The sequence below is a fragment of the Marinobacterium iners genome, assembly GCF_017310015.1.
In the GTDB taxonomy this organism is placed as follows: Bacteria; Pseudomonadota; Gammaproteobacteria; order Pseudomonadales; family Balneatricaceae; genus Marinobacterium; species Marinobacterium iners.
In genome coordinates this window covers 1,001,912-1,020,596 of the sequence record NZ_CP022297.1, presented here as the reverse complement: position 1 = coordinate 1,020,596, position 18,685 = coordinate 1,001,912, and the positions used below count along the sequence as shown (strand labels likewise).

The 18,685-nt window shown below is 51.8% G+C and carries 16 protein-coding genes and 1 pseudogene; 9 read left to right on the top strand and 8 right to left on the bottom strand.

Annotated elements, in window-relative coordinates:
• Window positions 1-283: 283 nt before the first annotated feature.
• The 7 genes and pseudogenes from CFI10_RS04950 to CFI10_RS04920 form a co-directional block, all read right to left on the bottom strand.
• Complete coding sequence (locus CFI10_RS04950; RefSeq protein ID WP_206840152.1) at window positions 284-1,945, bottom strand: AMP-binding protein; 1,662 nt, start codon at window positions 1,943-1,945, stop codon at window positions 284-286.
• A 78-nt stretch (window positions 1,946-2,023) separates the two neighbouring features.
• Window positions 2,024-3,520: pseudogene (gene tnpC / locus CFI10_RS04945) on the bottom strand (IS66 family transposase); the annotation flags it as partial.
• 235 nt (window positions 3,521-3,755) lie between these two features.
• Window positions 3,756-4,091, bottom strand: coding sequence for an IS66 family insertion sequence element accessory protein TnpB (gene tnpB / locus CFI10_RS04940; protein ID WP_206834773.1), 336 nt, complete (start codon window positions 4,089-4,091; stop codon window positions 3,756-3,758).
• 32 nt (window positions 4,092-4,123) lie between these two features.
• Window positions 4,124-4,441 carry an IS66 family insertion sequence element accessory protein TnpA gene (tnpA, locus tag CFI10_RS04935; protein ID WP_206834776.1) on the bottom strand — a complete coding sequence of 106 codons (318 nt, stop codon included), beginning with the start codon at window positions 4,439-4,441 and terminating at the stop codon, window positions 4,124-4,126.
• A 73-nt stretch (window positions 4,442-4,514) separates the two neighbouring features.
• Window positions 4,515-4,718, bottom strand: a complete 204-nt coding sequence (locus tag CFI10_RS19330; protein WP_277987753.1) for a class II glutamine amidotransferase — start codon at window positions 4,716-4,718, stop codon at window positions 4,515-4,517.
• 455 nt (window positions 4,719-5,173) lie between these two features.
• Window positions 5,174-6,424 carry an FAD-dependent monooxygenase gene (locus CFI10_RS04925; RefSeq protein ID WP_206840151.1) on the bottom strand — a complete coding sequence of 417 codons (1,251 nt, stop codon included), beginning with the start codon at window positions 6,422-6,424 and terminating at the stop codon, window positions 5,174-5,176.
• Window positions 6,425-6,848: 424 nt separating this feature from the next.
• Window positions 6,849-7,754 carry a LysR family transcriptional regulator gene (locus tag CFI10_RS04920; RefSeq protein WP_206840149.1) on the bottom strand — a complete coding sequence of 302 codons (906 nt, stop codon included), beginning with the start codon at window positions 7,752-7,754 and terminating at the stop codon, window positions 6,849-6,851.
• Window positions 7,755-7,917: 163 nt separating this feature from the next.
• Here CFI10_RS04920 and CFI10_RS04915 point away from each other — a divergent pair, with 163 nt between their 5' ends.
• The 3 genes from CFI10_RS04915 (at window position 7,918) to CFI10_RS04905 (ending at window position 12,240) form a co-directional block, all read left to right on the top strand.
• Window positions 7,918-8,880, top strand: a complete 963-nt coding sequence (locus CFI10_RS04915) for a TAXI family TRAP transporter solute-binding subunit (protein WP_206840134.1) — start codon at window positions 7,918-7,920, stop codon at window positions 8,878-8,880.
• Between the two features lie 45 nt (window positions 8,881-8,925).
• Window positions 8,926-10,839 (top strand): TRAP transporter permease, encoded by a 1,914-nt coding sequence (locus CFI10_RS04910; protein WP_206840131.1) that lies wholly within the window; start codon window positions 8,926-8,928, stop codon window positions 10,837-10,839.
• 426 nt (window positions 10,840-11,265) lie between these two features.
• Window positions 11,266-12,240 carry an AraC family transcriptional regulator gene (locus CFI10_RS04905; RefSeq protein ID WP_206840129.1) on the top strand — a complete coding sequence of 325 codons (975 nt, stop codon included), beginning with the start codon at window positions 11,266-11,268 and terminating at the stop codon, window positions 12,238-12,240.
• Window positions 12,241-12,421: 181 nt separating this feature from the next.
• On the opposite strand, the gene CFI10_RS04900 is transcribed toward CFI10_RS04905, so the two are convergent.
• Complete coding sequence (locus CFI10_RS04900) at window positions 12,422-13,327, bottom strand: LysR family transcriptional regulator (RefSeq protein WP_206840128.1); 906 nt, start codon at window positions 13,325-13,327, stop codon at window positions 12,422-12,424.
• Window positions 13,328-13,449: 122 nt separating this feature from the next.
• Here CFI10_RS04900 and CFI10_RS04895 point away from each other — a divergent pair, with 122 nt between their 5' ends.
• The 6 genes from CFI10_RS04895 (at window position 13,450) to CFI10_RS04875 (ending at window position 18,672) form a co-directional block, all read left to right on the top strand.
• Window positions 13,450-13,650 (top strand): tautomerase family protein, encoded by a 201-nt coding sequence (locus CFI10_RS04895; protein WP_206840126.1) that lies wholly within the window; start codon window positions 13,450-13,452, stop codon window positions 13,648-13,650.
• 525 nt (window positions 13,651-14,175) lie between these two features.
• Entirely contained in the window at window positions 14,176-15,072 is an 897-nt protein-coding gene (locus tag CFI10_RS04890) for a transporter (protein WP_206840123.1), read from the top strand.
• Between the two features lie 14 nt (window positions 15,073-15,086).
• Window positions 15,087-15,521 (top strand): twin-arginine translocation signal domain-containing protein, encoded by a 435-nt coding sequence (locus CFI10_RS04885; protein ID WP_206840120.1) that lies wholly within the window; start codon window positions 15,087-15,089, stop codon window positions 15,519-15,521.
• A complete protein-coding gene (locus CFI10_RS19325) occupies window positions 15,503-15,637 on the top strand; it encodes a hypothetical protein (protein WP_277987746.1) in 135 nt (44 codons plus the stop codon). The genes CFI10_RS04885 and CFI10_RS19325 overlap by 19 nt, the downstream gene beginning before the upstream one ends.
• Window positions 15,638-15,656: 19 nt before the next feature.
• The gene (locus CFI10_RS04880; RefSeq protein WP_206840118.1) at window positions 15,657-17,201 is read left to right on the top strand and encodes a GMC family oxidoreductase; all 1,545 of its coding nucleotides are present in this window, start codon (window positions 15,657-15,659) and stop codon (window positions 17,199-17,201) included.
• Window positions 17,202-17,217: 16 nt separating this feature from the next.
• A complete protein-coding gene (locus CFI10_RS04875; protein ID WP_206840116.1) occupies window positions 17,218-18,672 on the top strand; it encodes an aldehyde dehydrogenase family protein in 1,455 nt (484 codons plus the stop codon).
• Window positions 18,673-18,685 lie beyond the last annotated feature (13 nt).

The window sequence follows — 18,685 nt, the reverse complement described above, 5'->3', positions numbered from 1 at the left end:
AAAAGTGAAAACAGCCGATGGTCAAGTAGATGTGAGCGCCAAAGAGTGTATAGGAAACTCTTACCAGCTTGTTAGCACACTATTTTGTATCAAAGCTATACACTACTCGCGCTTATCTCTTTTCACAGGCTGCAACCGCTTTTTTAAGAAGACAGGAGGACTAAACTGTGCTCTCAAATATCTGCCCCCACGCACACAAGGTTGACAACGTACCCATCGGCCGCCCAACAGAGACAAGATGCTAATGCCAGTACAACATCTCAGGGGCTATTAGCAGATATATTCAACCCGTATGTCGCCCCAGCGCCTGTTCGCGCAATGCTCGTCGCGACACCTTACCAATGGACGTGCGCGGCAGCTGCTGGCAAAATTCAACCAGTCGCGGCACTTTATAGAGTGTCAGCCGTTCACGGCAATAGTCGCGTACCGCTTTAATAGTCAACTGCCGACTTGCAGGCACCACATACAGCTTGATCTGCTCCCCCCTGCAGCTGTCCGGCAGCCCGATCACTGCACACTCCAGAATGTCTGGGTGGCAAGCGATGATACCTTCCACCTCGCTTGGATAAACCTTGAAGCCGGAGACATTAATCAACTCCTTACGCCTGTCAGTAATATATAAATAGCCCTGTGCGTCGATCAGACCAATATCCCCTGTATCCAGCCAGCCACCCTGCAGTACCAGCTGGGTTTCCTCGTGTTGGTACCAGTAGCCCTGCATCAACTGCGGTCCACGTACGAAGATGGAACCAATCTCGCCATCCGGCAGGACCTGCCCCTGCTCACCCAGTATCTTTACATCGGTATCCGGCAGCGGCCGTCCAACACTGCCCAGGTGAATGGCATCGGGCCGATTGACGCTGACAACCGGTGAACACTCGGTCAGACCGTAGCCTTCACAAATCGAATGCCCCGTCACCTGTTGCCAGCGCTGTGCCACGGAGCGCGTCAGCGCCATACCTCCGGAAATGGTCAGTTTCAAGCGACTGAAGTCCAGCCTCTGAAATTCAGGCTGCTGACACAGAAAAATGAACAACGGATTGATACCGGCGACCACGCTGGGATCAAAACGATCCCAGCACTTGACCAAACCACGAATGCGGCGCGGATCAGGTACCAGTTCGATGCTGCTGCCGATACTGAACATCACCAGCGTCAGCATGAAGGAATAAATGTGATAGAGCGGAAGAGGCTGCAGCAGCTTTTCTCCCCCGGGCTCGCAATAGTCATCCAGCAGATTGCGGATTTGAGCCAGATTCGCCAACAGTGCCTTTTCCGTCAGCATTGCGCCCTTGGCAGGCCCGGTCGTGCCACCGGTATACTGCAACAGTGCCAGTGATTCCAGCTGCCCGAAGCGCTCCGGTGGCTGCCAGATCAGGCTACTGCCCTTCTGCATCACCTGCGTCAATCGTATGCCTGTCACACCCGGAACGACGGGCGCTGCTGCCTGCAGCAACCCCGGACTCCCGCCACGCTTCAGGCGAGCAGCCAAATTCAACGCCCAGCGCTTGCCAATTGGATGCAGATCACCCAACTCCGTCGTAATCAGATACTCGACTTCAGTACTGTCAAGGCGCTGACACAGCACGGCTTCCTGTGGGGCAAACGCCACCAGCGCTCGCGCACCCGAATCCTTCAGGTGCTGACACAACTCATCGCAACAATAGAGAGGGTTGGTGTTCACCACCACGAGCCCCGCCCGTCGAGCACCGAACAGAACGACCGGGTACTGCATCACATTAGGCAACTGCAGCGCGATACGATCGCCCGGCTGCAGATCGGTTTCATGCTGCACCCAGGCCGCAAAACGGCGCGACATGCGGTCAAGGTCGGCAAAACTGATGCTGGCGCCCATATGACCAAAGGCCGGCTGTTCGTCAAACCGGCGCGCCAGCTGCTGCACCATATCAGACAGACTGTCGAACACGGGGCCGGGTGCCGCCATCAACGGGCCTCCGGCAGCTGACACACCACTTCGCCATCCCGGAACACCGTACACGCCGTTAAAACGACCCACTTGCCCTTAACTGTACTGCGCCACTTTTTTTGAAGTCCGCTCCAGTTCAACATTCCAGGGCAGCAGTCGCTCCAGCTTTTCCAGTGTGTCGGCGTTGGCGATACGCTCCAGCACATGCCGGATGTACGCCGAGGGTTCCAGGTCGTTGGCTTTGGCCGTTTCGATCAGGGAGTAGCAGGTGGCGCTGGCGTGAGCGCCCTGCGGGGTATCCGCGAACAACCAGGCCTTGCGACCCACGGCGAACGGACGGATGGCATTCTCGGCCAGCACGTTGCTGATGTGCAGGTCACCCCGCTCACAGTAGCCGATCAGGGTGGGCCACTGGTTCAGGGTGTATTCCATAGCTTTGCGAGTTAACCCGCCTTTCATCACGCGACCCACGTTGGCGTCCAGCCAGGCCTTGAACGCTTCCAGTCGAGGCAGGCTCGATGCCTGACGGATCTGATAGCGTTCGGCAATGCTCAGGTCCTTGATCTGACGTTCGATGGCATACAGTTTGTTGATGTGACTGAGTGCCACATCCGCTTTGGACAGCTTGGCCTGTTTGCCTTTACCCGCCGGCTTGGCCGCTTTGGTCGCTTCGATGAACTTGCGGCGGGCGTGATCCCAGCAGCCGATGCGGGTCAGCTTATTGGCTGAACAGATCTGCGCATAACCGGAGTAACCATCGGCCTGCAGGACACCCTTGAAGTCATCGAGCAGGCGTACGGGTACCGCTCCGCTTCGGGAAGGATCATAGGCGAACAGGACTGATGGTTGGCTGGGTGGTCCGCCCCGGGTCACCCACATCCATTTATCGGATTGGGCAGCCTTGCCGTCCTCTTTGAGTACCTGGATCCGGGTTTCGTCGGCCTGCAGGTAGGCCGCACTGTTCTGCGCCTCCCGCATCAGGTTGAACAGGGGTTTGAACACCTCATCCAGACGGATGATCCAGTGCGCCATGCTGGTGCGGCTCAGCTCATGGCCCAGACGCTTGAACATCTGCTCCTGACGATACAGCGGCAGACCATCGGCATATTTGGAGGTGATCAGGTAGGCCAGCAGGGCCGGGGTGGCGATGCATTTGCCCAGCGGGTGTGTCGGGCGAGCCGCGGCTACGATCCGCTCGTCGCCGTTCGTCTCGAACACGGCTTTTTCCTGCCAGTATTCCAGTACTTTGAGCTGAGCCGGGATATAGTCCAACTCTTCCTTCACCTTGGTGAAGAAGGTTTTGACGGCCCCGGCCTTCTCTTCATCACTCAGCCGCAGCTCGATGCGCTCACGCAGCAAGCTATCGGAGAAGCCGCGCTGACGGCGTTTGGGTGTAGACGCGGCAGCAGGGGTATCGTCTTCAGCGACTTCAATATCGTCCGGGAGCTGATCCCGCAGCTGATCGATCTCGGCTTCCAGCTCGGACTCATCGAACAGGTGGATCTGGTGGGCCGTTTTCTCACTGCTGGCCGCGAAGCGCTGGATGCGCTGCAAACGCAGCATCTCTTCCAGCAACAGGATGTATTGCTCGCGCTGCTGGAGTTGCCGGTCGCGCTCTTTGACGACCTGATCCCGCTGCTCAAGCACCTGGTTTTGCTGCTCAAGCTCGTCCTCTTTCGAGGCCAGTTGCTGCTGCAGCCCGGCCACCATCGACAGCAAGTCAGCGGTCGATAAACTGCTGATATCAGGCGTCTTTGAGGTGGTTTTGGGCTGTGTTTTCATGGGCAAAATTATATCAAAAACAGCCAGTTGAAGCACCCAAAACCCGCTATCCAACGGCCTCATAATGCAAGGTTTTATGGCCTTGCAGCAGGCTGATGTCATAACCATCGAGCAACCAGTTGATCTGTTCGCCGGTCAACGGCATGAGCTCATCAGCCGGGCTGGGCCACTTGAATTTCTCTTCGGCCAGCGCCTTGTAATAGAGGATAAAACCGTTGTCTTCCCACATCAGGCACTTGATCTTGTTACGCTGCCGGTTGGTGAACGCATACAGGGCACCAGTGAAGGGGCTACGCCCTAACTCCTGCTCAATCAGCACCGCCAGGCCATTGGCTTGCTTGCGAAAATCAATGGGCTCACGGTACAGATAGATCTCGGGCATGGACCGAGAGGGACGCAGATACCGCGGTTTCATCAGAGCTGCCTCAGGATTGCACCGAGCAGGTCAACATTACCGGCATGCAGGCCTGTAATGGCCATGCCACCCGGAAGCCTCAGGGTCAGATCATCCGATAGCGGTGAAGCGGCCACCTGGGTGACGCGAGCAAAGCCGGGTGTTGGTGAGCGCTCGGTATCGGTCGCATCATCTGTACCTTCGAGCTTGCGGCGCCAATAGACAAACTGGTGATAGGACAGCGATTGCTGTTTGCAGAAAGCAGCGCCGGATAGCCCGGTATCGCGCCAGTGTTCAATGTACTGTTGCCAGTAGTGTGTGCGCTCGGCTGAGTTCATAACTGATTCCTCGCGTAGGTGACGATGGAATCAGTGTGCGGCGGTTAGTGGCTGGAAAAAAGGTGCTGATTCTCTAGCGCTTACGGAACACCACCAGCTCTCCGGCCTGCAATCGATGCCAATGTCCATTGTCTGTCAATGGCTTGGTGGCAATCACGGTCACCACATAATTAGGGGTTATCACAGCACCAAAATCGACGCTCATCTCACAGTCCTTGATATATACTTCGCCAATAGGTTCAAGACGGTGTACCCAGAACCGTTTGCTACCAACGATTTTTTTTGTTCGGTTCCGCCTTGATTGGCAAAACCTTGATCTGTTCAGCTAATAACAACCATTCGTGCAGCGGCAAAACTTCCATGTCTCGAAGTTTCGACTTACAGGGCATCAGCTGTTACTCGAACATCTCGCTCACCGGACAGGAAATAGAACCATCAATCCGCTTCATACCAAGCTCTATAAGCCTTTCTGGTGCGCTGAGCTCGCTATCAGCGAAGGTGACTTACAGATCCACTCTACGCCGAAAAACGTGTAACGGCGGGTATATCTTATACCGCGAAATTGATTGCTTCCTTAGATTGAAAAACAAGAATTAGAACAGATAGAAACATCATATAAACTCAAATGAAATTACCTCTACTGTGGCACAATGCCGCTCAAACAAGCGGAATTGTGCCACACGTTTAAAATTTTTTATTTCATTCAAATGCCGTGTTAAAAGCGCTCTTTATTTATAACCAAGTCCCACCTTGGCGATCATTTGGCTCGTTGAGATCACCAGCGTCGAAACCATGAATCCAATCAAGGTGATGCAACATAGCTTTATGTGAAGCAAGGCGCGCATCACGCTGATCTCGGGTTTCACCGGGTGGCAAGTGCAACATATCTCCTGTAGTTACGGACGCATACACAACCTTACGTGCACGACCACGACGCAGACGCTCGTAACGCTCGAAGGTCTCAGCAATTGATTCAGACCCAGCGGCGGCAATGCAGTCTGCAAGAACTACTGCATCCTCAATCGACTGGTTAGCACCCTGCCCATGATGTGGTACCAGTGAATGTGCAGCATCGCCAAGCAGTGTTACTCGTCCTTTGCTCCAGCGGCCCAAGGTCATGCGATATACCATGCCCCATCGTTCGTTAACTGTCTTCAAAGTATTTGAAGCAATCATCTCGACAAGTGCGGGGTGCCAGTCTTTAAACAGACGAAGCTGCTCACCGTCTTCTGTTGGTGCCGTTGATCGGTTTAACGGCCATGTCGTCGGCGTACGTTCAACAAGAAAGAAGTTGATATCCCCTTTTCTGTCCCCACCTATTGGGTAGTGGAGGCAGTGGCCCGACTCACCCATCCAGAATTGAATTGCAGTTGGATCAGGCATATTAGGTAGCTTATCAATTGGTACAATCCCGCGAAATGCCGTGTATCCTGCATAGATGTAATCTTCATAGCCCAGCATCAAGTTTCGTACGGTAGAACGCACCCCGTCAGCACCAATGACGATATCCGCTTCCGCCTTGCTGCCATCTTTAAACTGCAGCACTACCTGCTCACCAGTGTCATCGATATTTTCCAAACGCTTGCCCAAGTGGATGCGGTCCATACCTACCTTGGCAGAAAGAATTCTTTGCAGCTCAGCTCGGTGAATACCAAGATATGGTGCGCCAAAAAGCTCTCTATATGCCTGCCCTCCTGCATGCCGGCCAATTTCTTGACCGGTCTTTCCATCTCGATAAATTAAGGCAGAGATTTCAAACGCTGCCTCTTCGAACGACTCCCCCATACCCCATTTATCATAATAGAAACGTGTAGCGTTAGCGGATAAAGCCACCGCTGCACCTACCTCACGCAACTCATCTGCTTGTTCATATACATCGACATCAATACCATGGTGACGCATTGCAATCGCAAAGGTTAGGCCGCCAATACCGCCACCAACGACAGCAATACGGCGTACTTTATTCATTTCTTTTTCATTCATAATGATCATCTCTTTCTTATTAGATGTAGACAAAAATTGAGAAAGTGCGAATGACATCATGTAGGGGCTTTTAACAGAGACCGATGAGTTGCAGCGTCTCATGCTGTTGTGTGAGTGTCTGCCTGACCACACTCCCCACGGTGATGTGTTGAGTGAAAATAGAGAAGGCCGACATATAAGTAAATATTCAAATCAATATAACCATTATCACTGGCGTGAATATTAACAATGAGGCATTAAGCTGAATGCGCCTGCCCCGACCTAGAGCTGGCCTGCCAAGTCAGCAAATGGGGTCGGGAGCTCAAATTGTAAATGTGACACTAATGGAGGAAGGTGAAAGGTGGTAAACTGCTGGCTGATACCGTCTGTAACCTTTGCATGCAGAGTTCGGAATGATTTCTTAGTCTGACGCATAACATGATGACTACTCAGAAAAGAGTTCAAAAATCAAGTTGCGTAACCAGATATTACCGGCATCACGATGGTATCTGCGATGCCAAAACAGATTGATCTGAACTGGATGTATGTCCACGGGGTGAGTGCGCACTACTAAGCCAAGACTCTTTTGGGTTTGTAGTGCCAGTTTTTCTGTTACTGTCGCAATGAAATCTGTCTCGCTCACGATATAAGGGGCGGACATGAAATGTGTCAAACGCAAACGGATAATCCGCGAGATCCCGCTCTGGGCAAGCTGCTTTTCAACCCGCCCGTGTCCTGTACCACGGGCTTCGATGACAATGTGTCTAGCCTGCGAAAATTTTTCGAGTGTAAACGCACCTTCAGACAGTGGGTGGCCTTGGCGCATCAGGCAAACATATCGTTGATCAAAAAGACGTCGCTGATAGAAACCTGCCTCCAGCTGCGGTAATAGCCCAATCGCCAAGTCGACATTACCCATCTCCATATCGTCTTTCAAGGCACTTTCGTTGTCCCTGACGGTACTCAATGAGATATTGGGAGCGTGCTCTGTAAGGTAAGCCATCAGTCGTGGTAGAAGATACATTTCCCCCAAGTCTGTCATGGCGATTGAAAACGCTCGATCACTGGAGCCAGGATCGAAGCAATCGTTGTAGTTGAGCCCCTCCTGTATAGCACTAAGGGCATAACTTATCGATTCAGCTATACTGTCAGCGAATGGAGTTGGCCTCATCCCTCTTGCTGTGCGCTCAAATAATTCATCATTAAGCATCTTCCTCAACCGTTTGAGTGCATTGCTCACAGCTGGTTGGCTCAGGCCCAGCTGTTCTGCCACTACCCCGGTTTTACGTTCCCGATACATTAGCTGAAAAACCACCAAGAGGTTCAAATCGATATCTTGCAAGCGAATCATTAGCCTTCCGATATAAGTTCCGTGAATATATACTATAAACATGATTATATATCTGAATATCAAGTGCGAGTCTATAGTGGTTCCCGCATAAATGTTCAGGGTCGTCCGCCTCAACGACGCCTTGAAATCCAGCCCATAACAATAAGTAAACTGGAGTATAGCTATGAAGCGTACCGCCATCTCCCTTTTCGCAGGGTTGTCTTTCTCAGTCTGTTCGGCACTCGCATCTGCTCAGATGCTCTCGTTCGCATCACCACCACAGGGGTCGGTGTGGAACACCATGAGTACATCGATCGCTAATGTGGCGCGGTCGAAGCAAAATCTTAACGTGGTTGTACAGCCCTTTAGTGGTAACCGTGCAATGATGGACGCGGTTGACCGAGGTTTTGCCGAGTTCGCGATCAATGATGTCAATGACGTCATCGTCGCAGCTCGTGGGCAAGCCGATTACACAGACCGGGCACGTAGCAACCTGAGGGTCGTGTTACGGATCAGTCCTCAGCCTATTGGCATTTTCGTTCGTAAGGATTCAGGTATCGATAGCATTTCCGACCTGGCTGGCAAGCGTGTCGCAGCTGGTTGGAATGCGTTCCCGCTGGGTCGCTCACACATGTCTGCGATGCTCGCGACCGGAGGTCTTACATGGGATGACGTTGAACAAGTTCCTGTGCCTGACTTGATCCGTGCTGCAGATAACCTTGCTTCAGGAAGATTGGATGCAACTTTCTTCGCTGTGGGTGGCCCCAAAGTGGCAGAAGTAAATGCTTCGGTTGGTGGTGTTAAATTTCTCCCGGTTGCAACCGATGAAAAGTCCTTGGTAGCCATGTCCGCCATTAGGCCCGCTTTCTACTTCTCCGTCGTCAAACCTGCACCTCATCGAGCGGGGCTTGAATCCCCAATGGAAATGGTAACATGGGATAATGTATTGGTTGCTGGTGCTGATGTTTCTGAGGAGAAAGTATACCAACTCGTAACGGCCATTCTTGAAAATAAGGACGAGTTGGTGAAACTGTTCCCCGGCTTTCGTGAGCTTGCCGTGGAGGAGCCGTACAAGGTTTACCCCGATCTTGAGTACCATCCAGGGGCATCGCGTTACTTTAAAGAAAAAGGTCTGCTGGAAGAATAAGCTGTTGAAAATAAGTAATACTGCAGAGCCTTTTGGAGGTCTATCATGAGCATTCGTTCTCATGTTAAAGAACCTATTGCGCTGCCACTGATCCGGACCCTTCTTGGGTCCTTTATCGCAGTCGCAGCGATTGCCTATGCCACTGATCTATTCAGCCGCTTGGGACTCTCAATTTATACAGAGCAATACTTGTCGATTGTCCTTGGCGCCAGTCTGGCTTTGGTATTTTTAAAACCGCAACCCTTACTCAAACGGCGCTGTATCGATAGTGTCATCGGTCTCGTTGGGCTCTCTGCGGGCGGCTACATGGCCGTGGCATACCCTGACTTGGTAGAGCGGCAACTGGATTTGCCAATAGATGCCCTGATTATATCAAGTGTGTTGTTTGTACTTGTCCTTGAAGGTCTACGCCGGGTCGTAGGTGTAGCACTGGTAGTAGTCGTGCTGGCCTTTCTTGCTTTTGCCATGCTGGGTCACCAATTGTCAGGGCCGTTGCAAACTCGCGAAATCGAGATGACGCGCCTGATGGTGTACTTAGGTGTAGATACAAATGGTATGCTAGGGCTGACACTGAGTGTAGCTGCAACAATTGTTATCGGCTTCGTACTGTTCGGGCAGCTCCTGCTGCGATCAGGTGGTGCGGACTTTTTCAATGATCTGGCACTTGTCTTGATGGGACGCTCACAGGGCGGGTCTGGCAAAATCGCTACCATTGCCTCCGCTTTATTCGGTTCAATATCAGGTGTAGTGGTCTCCAATATTGTCGCTACTGGCGTGGTAACGATCCGTATGATGAAACAGGGTGGTTTTAAGCCCCAGACGGCGGCGGCGATTGAAACAGTCGCCTCAACCGGCGGGCAGATTATGCCACCGGTCATGGGTGCTGTCGCTTTTCTAATGGCTGAATTTCTTCAGATTAGCTACGCGGATGTAGTACTGGCTGCCTTAGTGCCAGCCATTCTTTATTATGCAGCGCTCTATATTCAAGTTGACCTGGAAGCTGCGAAAGAACATATAAAGAAAATCGACCCTTCATTGATACCAGCCAAAAAAGATGTTTTTTCTCAAGGTTGGGTGTTTGTGATACCGTTCGCTGGAGTTATTGGGGCACTCTTTTTCTTCAATGCGCGCCCGGAAGTTGCCGCACTTTGGGGAGCATTGGGCGCTTTAATTGTGGGTCTTGCAAAAGGCTACAAAGGTAAGCGCATGACTTTGGGGGATGTGCGCGACTCATTAGCCGAAACCGGCCATTCAATCGTTGATATCATCATGATTGGTGCTGCTGCAGGCTTCATTATTGGCATTCTGAACATGACAGGTCTTGGTTTTGGGCTGACATATTTTTTGGTTGAGCTCGGGCAGGGTAACTTGTTTTTGCTACTGCTGATCTCGGCGGCAGTTTGTATTGTGTTGGGTATGGGGATGCCGACGGTAGGCGTCTATATGTTGCTGGCAGTTTTGGTAGCACCTTCACTGGTTCAGGTTGGTGTAGAGCCAATAGCGGCACATCTGTTCATTTTCTATATGGGCATGATGTCCATGATTACACCACCAATTGCGATAGGTGCCTTTTTTGCCGCCAGCATTGCCAAGGCGGACCCCATGAAGACAGCATTTACCTCCATGCGACTGGGTTGGACTGCCTACATCGTGCCCTTCCTGTTTGTCTCTTCTCCTGCACTCCTGCTGATTGGGGATACAGTCGAGATAGCACTGGCTGTGGTTAGTGCACTTGCTGGTGTTTGGGCTGTATCTGTAGGCTTTGTGGGCTATCTGGGCTATAAACGGGGCCCCATAGGACGACTTGCATTTGCACTAGCAGGGATACTGCTTTTGCTCCCCAATATCGGGGGTCATGACTTTATTCTTATTACACGTGCTGCTGGGTTGCTGCTGATCGTCCTACTTATTGTGATGGGATGTTCAGGTAAACGGGGTTTATCTCTGGAGCTGAAATGAAGCCGGTGTATTCTGGTACTCATTGCGTTGGCTTCTCCTTTTCCTTGGCCCTATAACCTTCATGAGATTTCCGCTTCCACTGCAGAGGTGGAAATCTCAATATAAAGGAGCCTTGCAGGTAACTACCATGATTCTATAGACCACCCAATGCCTATAGGGTGAATTAGAGCATAGGAGATATTATACCTATACATGGCTTTCTAGAAGAACTCAAAGTCGACGTAGTAATTCAGCTTAAGGAATGGGGATCCTTCGCAGCTGCTGTCGCGATTATATATGTGTAAATTGTTATTCCAATTGCTCAAAGATGACAGTTCAATAGCCTGATATAGATATATTTTCTGAATAGCAGTTTATTTAAGGAGCGCTGGGCGATCCAGTCTGGATCCCTACAGAATTAGGATAATAAGTAAAAAGGTATATAATATGCTTCTTGATGTCCTAAATAACACAATGGTTTTTGACGGCGTACACCCACTAAAGGTTTCCGAGTATATGAACCAGCACGTCGGAACGCACCGTCTTGAAATAATTAATACAAACAAAAAAAACAGAACCTTCTCCGCTAAACTCAGCTATCGCGTCTTTGCTGACATGGGGCTTGCACGCGTTAGTTATGGTGATGAGGTTAGGATTTGCTGTCTGGGCCTATCTGATGTTTACCACCTACATGTAGTAACCGGTGGGCAGTGCTGCTGGCATTATGATGATGACCAACGTTTGCTGTTGCGGCCCGGCCAAGCTTTGATGATAAACCCACAAGAACGGATGTATATATCTTACTCAGATGACTGTGAAAAAATTATTATAAAGATACCGGTAGAGATACTAAAAGAAGGATATTTAAAACATATCGGTATATTACCGCATGATGATTTTTGTTTTGACCGAAGAGTGGTTGACCTTAATAATTCGAAATGCTTTCTCAGTTTCCTTGATGCACTACTTACAGAAGCCAATGAAGTAAAAGTAGATATAGACACTCTTCAGCGCCCATATAGAGACATATTAATAAGCAAATTGCTGCAGCAGTTCAGCGGCATGATTAAAATTCATAATATGGGTAGTTCCCAGATGGATAGGAGCTTCTTCAAACTGCTCACTTATATAGATGTTAATATTAAGGATGATATCGATGTACACGCGATGGCAAAAGCCAGCAACGTCAGCATACGTACCGTTTATAATCAGTTTTCAAAATACTTTGGTCTGACTCCAAAGCGCTATATAAGAAAAGCAAAGATGAAAAATTTACGTGAGGAATTGGTTAGAAATACAAAATTACGTAACGTAACTCAGGCTGCTCTCGATTACGGCTTCACACACTTGGGTCGATTCTCATCAGAGTACCGAGAGATGTTCGGTGAATTACCTTCCGAAACCATCAAGTACCGCCGTTAATATAAAGCACATATATGACCACACCAAAAAAAGGTGCTGCTAAATATAATTTTTCAGGTGGCCGTGCCTCTAATAGCTATTTCAAGAAATAGTGTTATATATCATGATGTATTGACACACAGACTGTCATAAAAAAGACCTGTACAGGTTGGGCTATCGCTGAATCAATACTGAAGCGCTTTCACTTCGCCCATTTTTTACACAAAGTTGTAAGTTCATCTACAACATATCGAACTTTGGGACGTAGGTCGGACACTTTCGGCCATAGGGCATGAACATCCACAGGTTCCGGTTCCAGATCCACTAGCACCTCTATCAATCTTCCTTCTGCTATATCATTCTTGAATAGGCAACGAGGCATCTGACAGAGCCCAATACCAGCCAAGGCCCCGAAAATCATGACCTCACCATCCCCAATCTGATGGATGATTGCTGGTGTGAAACGTACCGTTTTGCCTTCTTGCATAACTCGCCAAGAAAGTGGCTGCCCAAGCCGGTGCCCGACGATGCAGTGGTGATGACGTAGATCCTCCAGGGTAATGGGAGTACCGTAACGTTCTAGGTATTCAGGGGCCGCGCAGATAGACCATCTCTGTCGTGCTAAACGACGTGCCACCAGCCCTGAAGTATTACTTAGCTCACCAAATCGAACAAGCAGATCTATTCCTTCCTCAATCGGGTCTACCAATCGATCAGAAAATGTCATATTCAGATGCAACTTCGGGTACTTACTAGCAATCTCGAAGAGCGCGGGCGCGACTACACGCCGACCGAACGCAACCGGTACATCCACCCTGAGACTCCCTGAAGGCTCTTTTCCTGCAGAACCAAACACACTTTCGGCTGCGCTGATTTCATCAATAGCTGCTGTACAAGCTGCAAGATAGGCTTCTCCATCAGCTGTTAGTGAAATTTTTCGAGTCGTCCTATGAAAAAGCTGGGTACCAAGTCGTGCTTCAAGTCGCGCTATAGCCTTGCCAACAGCCGATTTCGAAATGCCTAACTGATCAGCTGCTTCAGTAAAGCTATGGCATCTGGCGGCGACCGTAAACGTGATAACCCCCTGAAATGAATCATTAGAAACCATGTTAAGCATCCAGTGTAGATTTAATGTCTACTCAGTTTAATCTTTTAGCTTGTTTATCGACATTTTTTTCTACATTAACATAGGGGTCGTAACAGTTTTCTTAATCATCAGAGGATTACCCCATGCCCGTAGTACGCGTTAGCTGGTTTGAAGGTAAGGAGCAGTCGCAGAAAGCAATCGTTGCTGCAGAGATCACTGAAAGTATCATGAAGAACACAGGTACACCTGCCGAGTACATCTATGTCATCTTCGAGGATGTTGCACCTTCCGACTGGGCGGGTGCCGGTAAGATGTTCGGAGGGACTCCAGAGCAAGGTTCCTGAACGGTTCTAGTACGTTAGAGGTTTGACCAAAGCCATAGTTGAGCCTGAGATTTTTCAGTCTATCTATGGCTTTTGCTTAATCGCCTTCAACACGTACAAACAAAGAAGGTTGCCGCAAGCCGTTGGATGCGAAGGCCCTTGGCTCAAGCGTAGTCTTGGGCGGACGTATCGAGTAGGAGGGGGCCTGAGGCCTCCGTCCTGTATACGGGAACCAGTGTTTTGATCCAGGGCAGCAGTGCCTGCTTGAGGCGAAACTCCAGGCCTTTCTAGTGTCGACCGCGCCACTCCTAGGCCAGGGCACTCGCGGTAGTTCAAGTCGAGTTTGCCGGCGTGCTCACACAGGGGGCTCCAAATCGTCTTGTATCGAGACACCTGGCGCGAGACAGTGTCCCGCAAAGACACACAACCATCTATAAAACAGCCAAATTAATACACTAACCATCTGATTTTAAAGATGTTATTAAAAATGGCACACCCTTCGCTATACAGACTACTGAAGTCAAAAACTATAAGAAGGTTTCCGCCATGAAAAATCATTTTGTTACATCACTCACTGCAAGTTCGCTTATTTCCACTCTTTTTCTGCTTGCACCAGCATCTCACGCTGCACAGGTCGCGACCGATGCTGGCGACTATGCGCCCTTACCTGCAGGTATCGACTTGGGTATTCTGTACCTGCAGCACACGACCCATGATGAGCTCTACTCATCCGGCCAAGAAATCAGTGACCTGGCCGGTATTGAAAAGCTGAAAACCGACATCGGACTGGTGCGCTGGGTTCACTACATTGATGTGGGCGGTTACATTCTTGACCCACAGATCATCATCCCTTTCGGCAAAGTCACCCTGGAGACCACCGGTGGCACTGTCAGCAGCTCCGGTGTGGGAGATCCAATCGCTGGCGGCACTCTCTGGCTGCATAACGACACCAAGACAAAGCGTGCATTCGGTATTACTGCTCTGGCGTCCCTGCCACTGGGCCAGTACGACGCTGAAAAGGGTGCCGTAAATATCGGTGAGAATCGCTGGAAACTGATCACTCAGGCGGGCTATGTGACACCGCTCACGAACACCCTTTCGCTGGATTTAATCGCTGAATACACTTTCTTCGGCGACAATGATGACTTTGGTGGTCTCAAGAAAGAACAGGATGACCAGTACGGTATTCAGGCGCATTTGAGCAAAGCCCTGAGCCCCAACACCAAAGCCGTGCTGACCTACTATCACGATTTCGGCGGTGAAACGCGGCTAAATGGCGTGGATCAGGATGATGAGCTGGACAACAACCGCTGGCAGGCAAGTCTTCAGCATTTCATTACTCCTGACATGCAGCTGCAGTTCCAGTATGGCCGCAGTATCGATGTCGAAAACGGCTTTGCCGAGAACGATCGATTCAACTTCCGCTTTGTAAAAGTATTCTAAAAAGAAGAGAGCGTATGAACACGATGATGATCAACCGTCGCAAGTTTCTGCAGACCGCTTCCATGGTGGCAGCGGCGGTCAGCCTACTGCCCGCCGTTTCCAGCATGGCCGGCATATTGACCGAAGAAGCGAAACTGAACGACCTGGAGCGGGATGTATTCGCCAAGCTGCTGCGCATTTCGGTTCCAACCGAGGGCAGCTCTCTGGTCGACCCGGCTACGCTGCCAGTACTGCCAACACTGGAAAATGCCTTGCTCGCCGGCATGGCACCGCATATCCGTCAGGGCCTCAGAGGTGGCATTGGTTACTTTAACGATGGTGCCGTCAAAGCCTTCGGCAAGACCTTTGTGCAGCTGGACGACGACAAGGCCGCGCGTTTCTGCGATCAGTGGGCCGACTCCCCGACAGTGCACCGCAACGCGCCCTGGCGATGGGGCTCAAGAAGCTGACCACCCTGTCCTACTGGGCCATTCCCGATACCTGGCAGCCGCTCGGCTACGATGGCCCGGTCTCAGACAAGTGGAACCTGCCCTCACTGGGCAACACCCCCGAACCCAAGGCATAACCAGGACAGGTAAGCACTCATGTCAGCACAGAACACATTGAACATTAAAACCGCCCAGGACATAGATAAACCGGAACTGTCCATCGACGCCGACGTGGTTATCGTCGGCTCGGGTGCCGGTGGTGCCATCAACGCCTATGAGCTGGCTCGCCAGGGCAAAAAGGTCGTTGTGCTGGAAGCCGGTCCCTATGTGCCCTCTTCCAAATTTTCGGAGATGATGGCCGTGGCCATGGGCACCCTCTATCAGGACGAAGGCGGCCAGTCGAATACCCATGGCGATATCAGTGTCCTTCAGGGTGCCTGTGTCGGCGGCTCGACCGTAGTTAACGCGGCGCTCTGTTTCCGCACACCGGAATATTATCTCGACCTCTGGGCACGGGAGTTCGGTCTCGATAACCTGACTCCGGAGCTGATGTCGAGCTATTTCGACAAGGTTGAGAAAAACCTCAGCATCGACAAAAACGGCCCGCAGGAAACCAGTATCGGTGCCCACCTGATCTCCAATGGCCTCAAGCAGCTGGGCATTCGGGAGGGTGTTGCCTACCGCAATATTCGTGACTGCGCCCTCACCGGCTTCTGTTTCGCCGGCTGCAAGACCGATCGCAAGCAGTCGATGCTGGTGACCTACCTGCCCTGGGCCTGCAACCATGGTGCGGAAATCTATGCCGATACCCGTGTAACCCGTATCAATACACAAAATGGACGCGCCACCGGTGTCGAAGCCCAGGTCATCGACCCCAAGACCAAGACGGTCAAATCCAACGTCAAGGTCAACGCCCCCATCGTGGTGTTGGCAGCCGGCCCGGTGCAGACACCGATCATTCTGATGCAATCGGGCATCGCCAACTCCAGCGGCCAAGTAGGCAAAAACTTCGCCTGCCACCCGACATTGTCCATCACGGCGATGTTCGACCGTCATGTGGATGACTTCCACGGCGCGACACACTCTCTGTATGTGGATACTCATGTGCTGCCCGAAGAGGGTGGCTACCTGTTGTTGAACGCCGTGCAGGACCCGGTGGAAGCAAGTTTCCAGGCCGAGCCGGGTACCGGTGCGCCTTACGTCGCCTATATGGAGAAGTACCGCAACTCGATCCGACTGATCACCCTGATCCATGACCAGAATGTGGGTGAAATCCGCTTCAAGGATGGCGTCAAGGAGATCATCTATGAAGTCGATGATAAGGACTTCGAGATCATGAAGGAGGGCCTCAAGTATAACGCCCGCATCCTGTTTGCAGCCGGTGCCGAGTATCTTTACCTGCCTACATCCGATCGTACCCTGATCAAGAGTGTCGAGGAGATCGACAGCGTTATCGATCAGCTCAAAAACGAGCCGGCGCGTTACCGCTACGTTTCCTTCCACCCCCAGGGCTCCTGCCGCATGGGTGCCGACCCGACCAAAACCGTGGTCAACCCCTACGGCGAGACCCACGATGTGAAGCAGCTGTATATTGCAGACGCCAGCCTGTTGCCGACCTCCATCGGCTACAACCCGTCCGAAACCGTCTATGCGCTGGCCAGCTATATCGCCGACCAGATCGCCAAAGCCAACTTCAGCTAAGGAGCGGGAACCCGACATGAACCTGTCCACCATCAACGATGACAACTGTCATTTCGAGTTCGACAGCGGTTTCAGTGGCGAACTGTTACCGATAACTGAGCCCGCGACCCAATCCCGCTTAGGCACATTCCGCTGTGCGACGGTAACTGAGCTGAATCAACTGATCTTAACGACAACGAAGGCCCAGTCTGATTGGGCAGCAACAAGCTTCGAAACCCGCGCCCAGGTGTTGCGTCACTTTGCCCAGCAGCTGGAGCAGAACGCCGAAGCAATCAACGCCTGGAATGCCCGCGAAGCCGGCTCCACCCAGGGCAAGGCGGGATGGGAGCTGCAGGCCTGTATTGATCAGGCCCACATGTGTGCAGCCATGCCGATGAGCCCTTATGGCGAAGTCTACCCCTCCAACATGCCTGGCCGGGAAAACATCTGTATTCGGGTTCCCGTCGGCGTGGTCGGCGTGATCTCCCCCTGGAACTTCCCGTTATTGCTTTCATTACGTGCCGTGTTGCCCGCGTTGGCCATGGGCAATGCGGTGGTCCTCAAACCGGATGTAAACAGCGCCATCGTCGGTGGTGTCATCATCTGCGAGCTGCTGGAAAAGGCCGGGTTGCCCAAAGGGGTCTGTTCCCTGGCACTGGGCGGTGCCGAGACAGGTCAGCAGCTGGTCGAACATCCGCAGGTGAATATGATCGCCTTTACCGGCTCGACCGCCGTGGGTCGTCAGATTGGCCAGCACTGTGGCTATAACCTGAAAAAAGCCTCACTGGAGCTGGGTGGCAACAACGCCCTGGTGATCATGGAGGATGCCGACATCCAGGGTGCATCCTCCTGCGCGGCCTGGGGCTCCTTCCTGCACCAGGGGCAGATCTGTATGCAGAGTGGCCGTCATATCGTGCATGCCGACGTTGCCGATGACTATGTAGCCGCGCTGAGTGAACGGGCGCGCAACCTCAGCGTTGGTGATCCCTACCGCGACAACGTGCACCTGGGACCGATCATCACCGAACGTCAGGCCGAGCGTGTGATGCAGCTGATCGAATCATCAGTGGCCATGGGAGCCAAGGTTGTGTGTGGCGGGCACAGGGAGGGCGCATTCATTCAACCCACCGTGATGACCGGTGTCACGACTGACATGCCGATCTACAAGGAAGAGATCTTCGGCCCTGTTGCGCCGGTGATCACCTTTGCTACCGAGGCGGAAGCCATTGCGCTGGCCAATAATACTGAATACGGCCTGGCCGCATCGGTACACAGCCAGGATATCGGACGGGCCAAGCGCCTGGCGGCACAGATTCATGCCGGCATGGTGCATGTAAACGACCAGACGGTTAACAACGAGTACCAGGTCCCCTTCGGCGGCATGAAAGCTTCCGGAAATTCCGGTCGCTTCGGTGGCCCGGAGAACTTCGGCGAATTTACCGAAACCAAATGGATCAGCTCCGTCAACGAACCCATGCTCTATCCGTTCTGATCCGCCCGGTGAT

What these genes read in the sequence shown, in the direction of transcription:
- CFI10_RS04925 (WP_206840151.1), bottom strand. Translation starts at nt 6,424, where the DNA reads ATGAATGAAAAAGAAATGAATAAAGTACGCCGTATTGCTGTCGTTGGT.
- CFI10_RS04895 (WP_206840126.1), top strand. Translation starts at nt 13,450, where the DNA reads ATGCCCGTAGTACGCGTTAGCTGGTTTGAAGGTAAGGAGCAGTCGCAG.
- CFI10_RS04875 (WP_206840116.1), top strand. Translation starts at nt 17,218, where the DNA reads ATGAACCTGTCCACCATCAACGATGACAACTGTCATTTCGAGTTCGAC.
- tnpA (WP_206834776.1), bottom strand. Translation starts at nt 4,441, where the DNA reads ATGAACTCAGCCGAGCGCACACACTACTGGCAACAGTACATTGAACAC.
- CFI10_RS04880 (WP_206840118.1), top strand. Translation starts at nt 15,657, where the DNA reads ATGTCAGCACAGAACACATTGAACATTAAAACCGCCCAGGACATAGAT.
- CFI10_RS04885 (WP_206840120.1), top strand. Translation starts at nt 15,087, where the DNA reads ATGAACACGATGATGATCAACCGTCGCAAGTTTCTGCAGACCGCTTCC.
- CFI10_RS04900 (WP_206840128.1), bottom strand. Translation starts at nt 13,327, where the DNA reads ATGGTTTCTAATGATTCATTTCAGGGGGTTATCACGTTTACGGTCGCC.
- CFI10_RS19325 (WP_277987746.1), top strand. Translation starts at nt 15,503, where the DNA reads ATGGGGCTCAAGAAGCTGACCACCCTGTCCTACTGGGCCATTCCCGAT.
- CFI10_RS04890 (WP_206840123.1), top strand. Translation starts at nt 14,176, where the DNA reads ATGAAAAATCATTTTGTTACATCACTCACTGCAAGTTCGCTTATTTCC.
- CFI10_RS04915 (WP_206840134.1), top strand. Translation starts at nt 7,918, where the DNA reads ATGAAGCGTACCGCCATCTCCCTTTTCGCAGGGTTGTCTTTCTCAGTC.
- tnpB (WP_206834773.1), bottom strand. Translation starts at nt 4,091, where the DNA reads ATGCCCGAGATCTATCTGTACCGTGAGCCCATTGATTTTCGCAAGCAA.
- CFI10_RS04920 (WP_206840149.1), bottom strand. Translation starts at nt 7,754, where the DNA reads ATGATTCGCTTGCAAGATATCGATTTGAACCTCTTGGTGGTTTTTCAG.
- CFI10_RS04950 (WP_206840152.1), bottom strand. Translation starts at nt 1,945, where the DNA reads ATGGCGGCACCCGGCCCCGTGTTCGACAGTCTGTCTGATATGGTGCAG.
- CFI10_RS04905 (WP_206840129.1), top strand. Translation starts at nt 11,266, where the DNA reads ATGCTTCTTGATGTCCTAAATAACACAATGGTTTTTGACGGCGTACAC.
- CFI10_RS04910 (WP_206840131.1), top strand. Translation starts at nt 8,926, where the DNA reads ATGAGCATTCGTTCTCATGTTAAAGAACCTATTGCGCTGCCACTGATC.